Source organism: Spirosoma sp. (assembly GCF_048594605.1).
Taxonomy (GTDB): Bacteria; Bacteroidota; Bacteroidia; order Cytophagales; family Spirosomataceae; genus Spirosoma.
The window spans coordinates 1-12,653 of record NZ_JBMDWV010000440.1 but is presented as its reverse complement, the minus strand read 5'-3'; the positions used below and the strand labels follow the sequence as shown (position 1 = coordinate 12,653).

Sequence of the window (12,653 nt, the reverse complement as noted above, 5' to 3'; positions counted from 1 at the left end):
GGCTTTGTTGGCGTTACAAATTTTCCGGAACCGTTCAACGCTGTTACGCATGCCCTCGCCATCAGCGGATTTACGTCTCACTTTAATATTGCCAGTAAACAGGACTCTCTGGTGTGGGCACCCACGGCCAATGTTATGCTTAACCGGCAAAAGATAAATGAAAATCTTTTCGATCCTGCTCTGATTATCAGTGGCGAGGATGTTGATTTTCTAGCCAGAAACAGCCTGCAGTTTAATGAAAAATACATCAGCGTTCCCAAAGCTCTGGCTGTGCACCCATGGTGGAATAACGGAGATGTACAGACCAACCGAATGTTCAGATACGGCTTGGGAGCCAGTCAGATCGCTGCTAAAGAGCCCGTAAAATCGTATACGTATCGGGATTTTACCAATACCGTAGAATCGATGCTGCTGCTCATTCTTGTCCTGCCAATTGCCTTATTTACAGGGAATGGATACGTAGTTGCTACCTTGATGATCGCCTTAATTTTCCTGGATTTTGTGACAGGCTGGTTACGAGCCATTAGTGTTGGTAAAACATATTCGCTGGCCGTTGCCTGGCAATTATTATGGACAAAAAGCTGCTTTCAGCTTGGCTATTTAGTTAATTCGATAGCTCAGAAGCGAATAAGCGGATTTGCCGAACGAACCGAACTAGGTTTCACAAAACCCCATCCTTCGCCATTTCGATTGAATCGCTGGAAAATAGTCAGAATTCTGCTCCTTATTTTACTGACCGCTTTTTTATTAATTGATACGTAGTGGTCAACGACTGGTCAGGCCCGCCGATGAGCGTACTACGTCTGAAGTCGTTACGTATAATTTTCCTGATAGCTAGCGTATCCCTGCGGGCAATACCAGATGCCTTGACTCAGTGTATTTTTGTAAATGACGTAATTGATATTTTCGCGTTTTCGATCGTGAAAAGGATGGTGTAAATGATAGCAGACAGCCATCATTTTTATTTTCTTCTGGCTCAAGCCTAGATTGATAAATCGAGCGGCCAATTCTATGTCTTCATGACCCCAGCCTTTGATTTCGTTGTTGTAGCCATTGACACGAACAAAATCATCGTGCCAGAAAGCGCAGTTACAGCCGCTTACGTTATCGGAACGTTTACTCTTTTTGACGAAGAATGGAGCCAGAACCGGAATACGTAGCATGTTGATTCTGTTTCGAATACCCTGCGAAAAAATAGATACTCCCTGGAATAAACCAGACTTTAATTCCTGCTTGCTTCTTTGCTCAGATAGCATAACGCGGCTGCCCCGGATGTAATAGCCCCGTTCGGCAGTCCGGATATGATCCTTGATAAAATTTCGGTGAAGAACAATATCGCCATCAACCTGTACAATGTAATCGCAGGTTGTGCCGGCTATAGCCAGATTCAGGATGAGCGTCTTCTGAAACCCATTATCCTCGTGCCAGAAATGCTTGAGCGGCACCGGAAAGTTAACCTTGAAATCATCGATTAAGGCTTTTGTCGAATAATCAGAACCATCATCTGCAATGATTACCTCATCGGGAAGAACCTGCTGTTGTAACACACTTTCCAGAACAAGTTTTAAGGCTTCTGGCCAGTTATAAGTGGCTATTACCAAGGCCACGGATATTTTTTTCGCCATTTAGTTGGATATATTTATCAATGCCCGAAACACAGCAAGAACAGTTCGTATGAATGGTTTGTTTTAGTAACTGTTCATTCGTGCTAAGGTTATACTTCGAGTTCTCTTTATGATATAAGTGAAAAGCAAGTCCTCCTAATTTAAGAAAACGTTTCTCTTTGCCCGCATTTAGTAGCCTGGCTACGAATTCTTTATCTTCAGGACCCCAGCCGCTAAAGTCTTCGTTGTACCCGTTTACTTCAATGGCATCTTTTTTCCAGAAAGCCATGTTGCACCCGTGAATTTCATAGCGCTCATCGCCTTTATTCTTGTACGACGTAGCAAACAATGGCCACAACAACGGGACCCGGAATGCACTGAAAAGGTTGCTTGTCCCTTTACTGAATAAGCTAATATTTATGTTATGAGTACGTATTACTTCTTTTGAGCTGGCTTCATCAATATAGATTCGGCTGGCTCTCACAAAAGAATTTGCACGGGCAAAACGCAGGTGATCGCTGATAAAATAGGGATGCATCAGAATATCGCCGTCAACCTGAACAATGTAATCGCCTTTAGCTGCTGCAATGGCTTTGTTACGTATATGGGCCAGTCTGAATCCCAGATCTTCATGCCATATGTGCGTAACCGGAATAGGTGATTTTTGCCGAAAATCATCAATAACCTTCTTTGTAGCTTCCCCTGATCCATCATCCGCAATAACAATCTCGCCTGGCAACTCTCGTTGGTTAAGAGTACTCTCAAGACAGACCGATAAGGCTTCTGGCCAGTTATAAGTCGAAATAATCAGGGAACAGGATGGAGGCATACGTAATGATGTTATGTGCTGGTAGTTAGCTATCTTATAAGCTTAGGCGTTATCAGGCGTAGCCAGATTAGTTTATTGATAGAAATCCCTGTTTATTAGAACGAACACTAGACGAATTTATGTTTAAGCCTTGTTTCTATAAGCGTATGCCTTTGAATTGTATACAGGTCAGCTAATTACCTACGTTATTGAAAAGCCGCGCAGGCTTTTCAGAAATACAACAGACTATAAAATTATATAGTAGCTAACCCGCCTGACTTTTTGTCTTACTTTTAAATCCTGGCTGGAAAGATGCTAATAAAATCCTCGGAAACAGAGCGTAGTGTTCATTTGCGGCAAACAATGTTGGAATTTTACAAAGAAATATAGTTTAAATGAAGACTTATTTTCGCCTTTTATCCTTTGCGAAACCTATAGAAAAATATGCTATACCTTATATATTTTTCACGTTATTCTCCATCATTTTTAGTACACTCAACCTTGCTTTATTAGCTCCTCTTTTAACGACTCTTTTTAAGCAAAATGCTGATCATGAGGTAGTCACAAAGCCAGAGAATACGTTAGATGTATTCAAATATTTTAATTATTATTCAAACTGGGCTAATGTACACTGGGGGACATACAATACATTAAAACTTGTTTGCTTAACCATCCTTATTTCCGTATTGCTGGGCAATATTTTTCGCTATCTGGCCCAGCGAGTTATGGAAAATCTGCGTATTCATACATTACTTAATTTGCGTAGAGCCGTTTTCAAAAATATAATGAATTTACACATCGGCTATTTCAGTAATGAACGAAAAGGAGATATTATTTCGAAAGTTGCCTCTGATGTGCATGTCGTACAGTATTCAGTGACTAGTACGCTGGAAGTCGTATTTAAAGAGCCATTAACGTTGCTGACGTATCTGGTAATGTTATTTCTTATTTCGTTTAAACTGACATTAGCCTCCATACTGATTATTCCTATTTCGGCTTTTATAATATCAAGAATTATCAAGCGGCTAAAACAACAGGCGGCAGCTGCTCATCAATCGCACGGCGTTATGATCAGCTATCTTGATGAAGCATTGAGTGGGATTAAAATTATCAAAGCCTTTAATGCGGTTGATTTTATAACGAATCGATTTGATACGGAAAATATTAACTATTCGAAAATTATTCGCCGGATGGCGAAGCGGCAGCAATTAGCTTCACCTGTTTCTGAATTTTTGGGCGTACTGATGGTCGTTAGCATTGTGTTGTACGGCGGATCATTGGTTATCGCCGATCAGGGTGATTTAAAAGCGGCTGAGTTTATCGCTTATATCGCTCTCTTCTCGCAGATAATGCGGCCAGCCAAAGCTATTTCTGATTCATTCAGTAACATCCATTCGGGCATTGCCGCCGGAGAACGTGTTTTGACGCTTATCGATGAAAAGCCCCAGATTGTTGATGCGCCTAACGCATTAGTAGTCAATGATTTCACTAACTCGATAAAACTGGAAAACGTTACGTTCGGATATAATGAAGGGGACGTATTGCACGAGGTAAACCTGACAATTCCAAAAGGAAAATCGGTGGCACTGGTAGGGCCTTCTGGTGGTGGAAAATCAACGCTCATGGATTTACTTCCACGGTTTATTGAGCCTAGATCGGGACGTATTCTGCTGGATGGAAACGATATTCAATCGTTGAATACAAATTCGCTTCGGGCACTCATGGGAATCGTCAATCAGGAGTCGATTTTATTTAACGATACGATTTTTAATAATATCGCTTTCGGAAAACCTGATGTTACGTTACAGGAAGTGGAAGCAGCCGCTAAAATTGCGAATGCTTACGACTTTATAAGGGCTACAGCGAATGGTTTTCAGACCAATATCGGTGATCGTGGAACAAAGCTTTCGGGCGGACAGCGACAACGTATTTGTATTGCAAGGGCTGTGCTGAATAATCCGCCGATTATGCTGCTCGATGAGGCTACATCTGCTTTGGATACAGAGTCAGAAAAACTAGTGCAGGATGCCCTTAATAATCTGATGAAAAACCGTACTACGTTGATTATTGCGCACCGATTAAGTACGATTCAGAACGCAGATTTAATCCTGGTTCTGGAAGGCGGAAAAATTGAAGAACAGGGCAGTCACCTGGAGTTAATCGAGAAGAATGGTTTGTACAAAAAGCTGATTGATATGCAAACCTTTGGCCTGACAACGGTTGAGGAAACGGCTGTTATAGAATAATAGTTTAGTTGTTCAGGGCGCTGCAAGCAGGCTCGTGGTAAACTGGAAAATTACAGGAGTTCGCAATGAAACACAATTTATTGGCCTGATGATGCAACTCGTTGGCTTTCTGAATCATGGTGGCTTCAGCGACAACAACAACAGGACGTAGCGTTACTTCACTGAAATGCCCTCCGCCGTCGGCTGTTTCTACCATTGTCCCCATCGCCTGATCGACGTAGTCAATTACTATGACACCTGATTCAGCGCACAAATGGAGGTACCACAGCATATGGCACGATGACAGCGAGGCCACCAAAAGTTCTTCAGGATTGTATCTCGTTTTGTCCCCTCTGAATGATGGATCCGACGAGCCCGGAATAACCGGTTTATTTTCGGATTGAATAATGTGGTTCCTTTCGTAGGATTTATAACTACTTGTTCCAGTTCCTGTGTTGCCAGTCCATTTAGTGGTAAGTGTGTACCTGTGTTGTTTTGCCATATTTTTTATTAATGGATTAGCCTAGCCATTCATTTCTCCACCATTTGGGCCGTAGAACAGCACCCACGTAGCAAAATCGTCGGTAAAACCTTCAAACCGGTGTTCAATACCAGCCGGAACGAACACTAAATCGCCTGCTTTGAAGGCCGTTCGGGTACCATCATAATTGAAAAAGCCACTGCCGGACGTAATAACATATACTTCATCACGATCATGAGGCTGCTGCCTGTCAATTCGATCTGGTTTATAATACTCAACGACTAAACTTCCGTGTGAGAACAATTTAACAAACTCAGTTGAAGCGCTTTGCAGCTTATGGATTCCTTCCTCTGGAGAAAACAGAATTTGTTTTAATGGATGCATAACTTAGAATTAGGCGTTATTGATTTATTAATAACGACACAGTCCAGCCTGACGCCCCTCTATAATTGATCTGGAAATCAGGTCGCGTATAGTAGGGCCGGGGTTTATAACAAGTTCCAATGCTACCAGCACGAAAAAGCGATAATTCATTAGATGGGAGCATGAATCAATCAGGAATTTTGTAAATAACCCGGTAGAGGAATAGTAATGCTATAAGCAGCTGGAACAGGAGTTGAACGTACTGTTTTCAAGGGAATTACGCCCGCCCAGGTTGGTAAACTCAGGTCTTCCTCATCGTCATTTGGGCCTCCACTACGTAATTTGGCCGATGATTCGGCTAGTGAAAAGGCTAATACGGTTGTTTTGCGCATTTCGCTTGGTGTGGTAGGGCGAAGATCATCCCATCGATTTGGAATCAGATGATCCGTAATCAGCGCTAACGCTTCCATTTCTTCGGCTTCGTCCACAACTTTCTCCGCATTGGCAAAAATTACGACAGAGCGGTAATTTACGGAATGATGAAAAGCCGATTTGGCCAAAACTAATCCATCGGCCAGCATTACCGAAATACAAACCGGCACACCCTGTTCAATAGTACGTATAAAATGACTGCCGACCGAGCCATGAATATATAGTTTATCCCCTTTTCGGGCGAAAGCAGTCGGAATAGCCATGGGTTGTCCGTCAAGTACATAACTGACTGTACAGAACAGAGCGTCGTCCAGAATGGGATGAATTGTTTCGGCGTCGTAGTGAGCGCGTTTAGCTAAACGGCTAGGAGTAGTGCGGGGAGTTTGCATCGAAAATTTGGTAGGTGATCTACAACAGTATTCAGATTAAAGCTTTTCCGAAACAAATGTCGTTCTTTGCCGGACTATTAATGTGGTCCGGTTTTTATACTTCTGGTAGTCCGGTTATGATTCCGTATAAATCACTAATTCAAATCGACAGAAATTCGCTTACGCCTGTCTTCGTGCAACTTAGTAATCAGCTTGGTCAACTGATTCGGCAGGGGGTATTAATCTCTGGCCACCGATTGCCAGGTACGCGCCAGCTTGCCCAGTTGCTTGAGCTGAATCGGCAAACAGTTGTAGCGGCTTACGATGAGGGCCTGGCACAGGGGTGGCTCGAAAGCCGGCCCGGTAGCGGTACATACGTTGCCGCGCACTTTCCTGAAGTCAAGCCGCTACAACTATCACTGAATAATATAAATACGATCTCCTCAGAAACCATTGGCAAGCAACCTGGATATACCTTTGAATCGCTTGATTATCTGGCTCGGCCTGTACTGACGAATCATAATGGCCTGCGTTTGGATGATGGCTTCCCCGACATTCGGTTGGCACCCATGGAAGAACTCAGTCGGGCGTATCGATCCTATTTTCGGTGGGGAAATCCACAGCAACATTTTGGTTATGGTGATACCAAAGGCCATCCGTTACTTCGCGAACAACTCTCGATTCACCTAAACGAAACACGTGGCTTACGCACAACAGCTGACAATATGCTAATCACGCGTGGTAGCATTATGGGTTTGCATCTTGCCTGCCAGGTGCTCATCCGGCCAGGTGACGTAGTGGCGACGGGCGAAACAACGTGGGCAGGTGCTGTCATGAATATCCAGAAAGCGGGCGCATCGCTGGTAACCATACCCGTAGATCAGCAAGGCATAGACGTAGACGTGCTGGCAGAACTGTGTGAGAAAAATCGAAGTGTTGCCCGGCCTGTGCGTATGGTATACGTAACACCACATCATCACTACCCAACCACCGTTACGTTACGGGCCGATCGGCGTATCCGGCTGCTGCAACTCGCTGAGCAATATGGTTTTGTAATTCTGGAAGATGACTACGATTATGACTTTCATTTTCTAAGTCGACCGATTCTTCCGCTGGCTAGTGCCGACCGAAAGGGAATGGTTGTATACGTCGGTTCGCTGACGAAATCTGTAGCACCAGCTTTTCGAATTGGCTACGTTGTTGCGCCAGCCGCATTGATCGATGAACTGGCCAGGCTCCGACGTATCATTGATCGTCAGGGCGATCCAATGCTCGAATTTGCAGTAGGTCAGCTATTTAAGACGGGCGATTTGAAACGGCATTTCCGAAAAGCGCTACGAATGTATCACGCCCGTCGCGACCGATTTTGCGATTTGCTTACCGCCGAACTGTCGGATGTTGTTACGTTTACAAAACCCGATGGCGGTATGGCCGTCTGGACTACGTTTGAGCCGAAGATTGATATGGAGGCAATGGCGCTACGTGCCAGTCGTGAAAGGCTTTTTTTTGCGAATGGTGTATCTCACAACCCGCCCGGCCAGCGGCTAAACAGCACCCGGCTTGGCTTTGCATCAAGTACGGAAGATGAATTGGAACGTAGCGTACAGATTCTAAAAAAAGTGATTGAAACTGTTTAATAATCAGCTTATTGTTTTTGAAAATAGTTGATTTGTTAGCTACCTAGTTCTTGATTAATCGGCAATTGACATTTATCTGGTGACTGAGGCTAAAAAGAGGCAGGTTAGTCAATCAGCTCAATGACTTAGCTTCCACAATTTATAATCCTTTGATAGACAGACCGCACAAGGGCGGTAACCGTACATAGTAGCTTCGGTTTCGTTCCGGAAAAAGACACGATTCTCCGGTTTCATTCGCTTGCCAGTTAGGCAGTCGAGCCGACCGTAAATCTTTCCAGGCCGATGTCCTCCTAACGTAACATGACCAGTTCGTACGAGCTTTACTAAAACACGTAGTCGAGAATAAGAGGTTTGCCCTAAATCTGTATGCCGAATCATGCTGCATCATGAAAAATCAAACCCAAATTAACGCGGATGCCGCTTCTGACTTCGCTAACGCCATGCCGCATTGCCACTCGATAATAACCGCGGGTACCCTTGGCTGGACGAAACTTCGTCGTAAATAGAAGGATTTGCCCCTGGTCGGGTTGTAAAACGGTGGCTTTCGACTGCATTCGTGGTCGCTGCTCGAGCAAAACGAACTCACCACCTGTGTAATCTCGTCGGGGTTGATTGAGAAAAAGAACCGCCTGAAATGGAAAATATAACTCTCCATACATATCCTGGTGTAGCGCATTCCAGTCGCCTTTTTCGTACTTAAGAATCAGGGGCGTTGGTCGTTTCTGACCGGATTCATGGCAAGCCGCCAGCCACGAATCAAGCTCTGCCGGGTAACGTAGTGAAATGCCCAGTTTTTCGTTCCAGTCGTTAGCAACAGTCGCTACGTTAGCAAACAGCGTATGACGAAGCTCATCGACAGCGGGTGGTAATGGATAGCTGAAATATTTATACGTACCACTGCCATACCCATGTTGCTGCATAACAATCGTTTTACGATACAAGTCCGGAGCTTCAAATAAATCGGCCAGTTGCCGACATTCGTCGGCCGACAGGAGAGGGGGTAGTAAAACAAAACCGGTTTCAGAGAGAGTATTTTGATACGTTGACCAGTCCAGTTTTTGAGTCATCAGGTTATCGTTTATAAGGATTGTGGTACAGTGCGCGCTTGAGGAAATCTAGTCAGAATAAATTTTACTACGTTAATTTACCCCTTTATATCTGAAGCGTCAGCCTTATTTTTCAACCCGGGCAGCTTCCCAGCCCAGCATGGCCTGTTTACGTTCAGAACCCCACCGATAACCACCAAATAACCCCGTTTTTTTAATAACCCGGTGACATGGAATCAAGTATCCAACGGGATTGGAGCCAATGGCTGTCCCGACTGCCCGCGACGCGGTAGGTTGCCCAATTGCTTCGGCAATCTGGTCGTAACTGGCTAACCGACCTTCGGGAATTTTCAGTAAAGCTTCCCATACTTTTAGTTGAAAAGCCGAACCACGTAACAGGATCGGTAACCGTTGGGGAGTCTGCTTCATTGACCTAGCATCGGCTGTTGGAAATATCTGGTTGGCGAGCGATTGCAACTTCGTCAGATTACTGCTGAGGAATGCTTCAGGCCAGGCTGCTGCCAGGATCGTTTCCGGTACGTCTCCTGCGTTGAGAAAATGCAGGACCGCAATCTTGCCAGAGATCGCTCCCAGGACGTATTGCCCGAACGGACTGTCGAATACGGCATAGTCGAGCGTCAGTCCTGACCCTGCCTGTTTAAATTGCCCCGGCGTTACGCCTTCAATCGTGACAAATAAATCGTGTAGCCGGCCCGTACCCGAAAGCCCGGCAGTATAGGCAGCATCGGCCAGTGGCGCACCGTTACGTAGTCGGGCTTTGGCATGTTCGATCGTTAGATACTGACCAAATTTTTTAGGGCTAACACCTGCCCATTCCGTAAAAAGCCGCTGAAAATGAAACTCACTCAGGTTCGCTTTTTCGGCCAGTTCGCTCAAGGATGGTTGCTTCTGATAATGAGTCGACAAGTGTTCAATGGCTCGGGCAATTTGCTGATACGGGTAGGTGCTGTCGGTTGTCATAGTCATTGTTGTTTTAGCGTTTACAAAGGTCGTTAGAGCTGCTACGTAGACAAACCCGATTCTTGCGGAGTTTACGGTTATCAACTAACTGTCTGCACGCATATGAACAAAAAGAGTCATCCCCATTCGGAGATGACTCTTAATACGTTATTAACAGAAACTGTCTGCCACTAAATTTCGACTCAGCAAAATCAAGCCAGGTCAAAGCGATCAAGGTTCATCACTCTAGCCCAGGCCGAAACGAAATCAGCGATAAATTTATCCTGAGCATCCGCACTTGCGTAGACTTCGGCAATGGCTCTAAGCTCTGAGTTTGATCCAAAAATAAGATCGGCCCGGGTGCCCGTCCACTTCAATTCCCCTGTTTTGCGATCGTGCCCTTCAAATAGTTCATTGTGTTCTTCCGCAGATTTCCAGGCAACACCCATATCGAGCAAATTCACGAAGAAATCATTGGTTAGTACTTCTGGACGTTCGGTGAAAACGCCATGTTTAGCGCCATTGTAGTTGGTATTTAATACCCGCAAACCACCAATAAGAACCGCCAGTTCTGGGGCTGTTAGGGTCAGCAACTGGGCTCTATCAATCAGCAGTTCTTCTGTCGAAACAGAGAATTTGCCTTTCAGGTAGTTTCGGAAACCATCGGCAACAGGTTCCAGTACGGAGAATGACTCCTCGTCCGTTTGGTCCTGCGAAGCATCCATTCGGCCGGGCGTAAACGGAACCGTTATGTCTTTGCCAGCATCTTTGGCTGCTTTCTCAATGCCAGCGTTACCCGCCAGTACAATCAGATCGGCCAGAGAAACCTTTTTGCCCGTAGATTGGGTGCTGTTGAATTCCTCGCGGATGCTTTCCAGAGTACTCAGTACGTTTGATAATTGTGCTGGATTGTTTACTGCCCAGTCTTTTTGAGGAGCCAGCCGAATACGGGCGCCGTTGGCACCACCCCGCTTGTCGGAGCCACGAAACGTAGAAGCCGACGCCCAGGCTGTTGAAACCAGTTGAGATACGCTCAGGCCTGAAGCAAGAATATTTGCTTTTAAGCCTGCGATATCGTTCTCGTCGATTAGCTCGTGGTCAACGGCCGGAATCGGGTCTTGCCAGATAAGCACTTCCTGAGGTACATCGGGGCCGAGGTAGCGTGCACGAGGACCCATATCGCGGTGAGTCAGCTTAAACCAGGCACGGGCAAACGCATCGGCAAACGCATCTGGATTCTCCAGGAATCGTCTGGAAATTTTTTCGTATTCAGGATCAAAACGCAGCGCAAGATCGGTCGTCAGCATGGTCGGACGGTGGCTTTTTGACGGATCGTGCGCATCGGGAATAACGTTACCGGCATCTTTCGCTACCCATTGATGAGCACCGCCTGGGCTTTTCGTCAATTCCCATTCGAACCCAAAAAGGTTCTGGAAGTAGTCATTGCTCCATTGGGTTGGTGTACTGGTCCAGGTAACTTCCAGACCACTGGTGATGGTATCTCCACCTTTACCAGAACCAAAGCTATTTGCCCAGCCCAAGCCTTGTAGCTCTAAATCAGCGGCTTCTGGCTCAGGTCCAACGTGATCTGACGTAGAAGCGCCGTGCGTTTTTCCGAACGAGTGACCACCGGCAATTAAAGCAACGGTTTCTTCGTCGTTCATCGCCATCCGGCCGAACGTTTCACGAATATCTTTAGCCGATTTAACCGGGTCAGGATTACCGTCGGGCCCTTCTGGATTTACGTAAATTAAACCCATGTGAGCGGCCGCCAGCGGTTTTTCCAGATCGCGCGAGTGGGTTATACCTCGGGCATCTTCATCCGAACTCACTACGCCCTCACCAGTTACGCCTGGCACCCCGTTCGAATAACGTTCTTCGTTGCCCAGCCACGTTTTCTCTGAGCCCCAGTAAACATCAACTTCGGGTTCCCAAACGTCTGGACGACCACCGGCAAAGCCGAATGTTTTAAAGCCCATCGACTCCAGTGCTACGTTGCCAGTCAGAATCAAAAGATCGGCCCAGGATAGTTTGCGGCCATACTTCTGCTTAATTGGCCAGAGCAGTCGGCGCGCTTTGTCGAGGCTGACGTTGTCTGGCCAGCTATTCAGAGGAGCAAAACGCTGCTGGCCTGCGCCAGCCCCACCACGGCCATCGCCGGTACGGTAGGTACCTGCACTGTGCCAGGCCATTCGAATAAATAAAGGGCCGTAGTGACCGAAATCTGCGGGCCACCAATCCTGCGAATCCGTCATCAGAGCATGTAGATCCTTTTTTACGGCTTCCAGGTCAAGGCTTTTGAACTCCTCCGCGTAATTAAACTGCTCACCCATCGGATTCGACAACGAAGAGTGCTGACGGAGAATGCTTACTTTTAATTGATTTGGCCACCAGTCACGGTTCTGTGTGCCATTGCCAGCAACACTAATTTTGCGAGCTTCCTCATTGTTTGAGGCTCCCCCATAAAATGGGCACTTACTGATATCACCTGAATAGTTATCCATTTTGTTCTAGAAACTTGAAAATGATTTTCCGTAAAAATGTAGGGTTATGCACCAGTTGGTAAGGCAAGATTAGTCTTGAAAACTTAATAAATCAAATTGATTTAATTTATAATATTATCAAAATTAACTATGAGATAGAGGGCAAAGAAGCCATTCAACTGGCCTGTTGACTTTATGAATTCAATCAAATACCACCATTATAAACAATCAGGAGTTCGTCAATCT

12 protein-coding genes are annotated in these 12,653 nt (G+C 45.6%); 3 read left to right on the top strand and 9 right to left on the bottom strand.

Translation table 11 applies throughout. The features are described from left to right. Window positions 1-762, top strand: a 762-nt coding sequence (locus tag ACOJS8_RS27830; protein ID WP_420151829.1) for a hypothetical protein, incomplete at its 5' end; no start/stop codon positions are given. Between the two features lie 50 nt (window positions 763-812). Here the strand turns inward: ACOJS8_RS27830 and ACOJS8_RS27825 are convergent. Further along, entirely contained in the window at window positions 813-1,625 is an 813-nt protein-coding gene (locus tag ACOJS8_RS27825) for a glycosyltransferase family 2 protein (protein ID WP_420151828.1), read from the bottom strand. Next, complete coding sequence (locus tag ACOJS8_RS27820; RefSeq protein WP_420151827.1) at window positions 1,582-2,433, bottom strand: glycosyltransferase family 2 protein; 852 nt, start codon at window positions 2,431-2,433, stop codon at window positions 1,582-1,584. The genes ACOJS8_RS27825 and ACOJS8_RS27820 overlap by 44 nt, the downstream gene beginning before the upstream one ends. Before the next feature lie 374 nt (window positions 2,434-2,807). On the opposite strand from ACOJS8_RS27820, the gene ACOJS8_RS27815 reads away from it, so the two are divergent. Beyond that, window positions 2,808-4,658: an ABC transporter ATP-binding protein gene (locus ACOJS8_RS27815; protein ID WP_420151826.1), complete on the top strand. Its 1,851-nt coding sequence runs from the start codon at window positions 2,808-2,810 to the stop codon at window positions 4,656-4,658. A gap of 4 nt (window positions 4,659-4,662) precedes the next feature. Here the strand turns inward: ACOJS8_RS27815 and ACOJS8_RS27810 are convergent, their stop codons facing one another. The 3 genes from ACOJS8_RS27810 to ACOJS8_RS27800 all read right to left on the bottom strand — a co-directional run bounded on the left by ACOJS8_RS27810 (window position 4,663) and on the right by ACOJS8_RS27800 (window position 6,302). Next, window positions 4,663-5,139, bottom strand: coding sequence for an OsmC family protein (locus ACOJS8_RS27810; protein ID WP_420151825.1), 477 nt, complete (start codon window positions 5,137-5,139; stop codon window positions 4,663-4,665). A 21-nt stretch (window positions 5,140-5,160) separates the two neighbouring features. Next, complete coding sequence (locus ACOJS8_RS27805; RefSeq protein WP_420151824.1) at window positions 5,161-5,502, bottom strand: cupin domain-containing protein; 342 nt, start codon at window positions 5,500-5,502, stop codon at window positions 5,161-5,163. Between the two features lie 170 nt (window positions 5,503-5,672). Continuing rightward, on the bottom strand, window positions 5,673-6,302 hold the full coding sequence (locus ACOJS8_RS27800; protein ID WP_420151823.1) for a pyridoxamine 5'-phosphate oxidase family protein: 630 nt from the start codon (window positions 6,300-6,302) through the stop codon (window positions 5,673-5,675). Between the two features lie 116 nt (window positions 6,303-6,418). Here ACOJS8_RS27800 and ACOJS8_RS27795 point away from each other — a divergent pair, with 116 nt between their 5' ends. After that, a complete protein-coding gene (locus ACOJS8_RS27795; protein WP_420151822.1) occupies window positions 6,419-7,918 on the top strand; it encodes a PLP-dependent aminotransferase family protein in 1,500 nt (499 codons plus the stop codon). Window positions 7,919-8,035: 117 nt separating this feature from the next. On the opposite strand, the gene ACOJS8_RS27790 is transcribed toward ACOJS8_RS27795, so the two are convergent. From ACOJS8_RS27790 to katG, 4 genes are all read right to left on the bottom strand, one after another. Next, window positions 8,036-8,296 (bottom strand): Ada metal-binding domain-containing protein, encoded by a 261-nt coding sequence (locus tag ACOJS8_RS27790; RefSeq protein WP_420151821.1) that lies wholly within the window; start codon window positions 8,294-8,296, stop codon window positions 8,036-8,038. Continuing rightward, window positions 8,293-8,985, bottom strand: a complete 693-nt coding sequence (locus tag ACOJS8_RS27785; RefSeq protein ID WP_420151820.1) for a 2OG-Fe(II) oxygenase — start codon at window positions 8,983-8,985, stop codon at window positions 8,293-8,295. The genes ACOJS8_RS27790 and ACOJS8_RS27785 overlap by 4 nt, the downstream gene beginning before the upstream one ends. Window positions 8,986-9,090: 105 nt before the next feature. Beyond that, window positions 9,091-9,945, bottom strand: coding sequence for a methylated-DNA--[protein]-cysteine S-methyltransferase (locus ACOJS8_RS27780; RefSeq protein ID WP_420151819.1), 855 nt, complete (start codon window positions 9,943-9,945; stop codon window positions 9,091-9,093). A gap of 191 nt (window positions 9,946-10,136) precedes the next feature. Further along, window positions 10,137-12,428: a catalase/peroxidase HPI gene (gene katG, locus ACOJS8_RS27775; RefSeq protein ID WP_420151818.1), complete on the bottom strand. Its 2,292-nt coding sequence runs from the start codon at window positions 12,426-12,428 to the stop codon at window positions 10,137-10,139. Window positions 12,429-12,653: the final 225 nt, after the last annotated feature.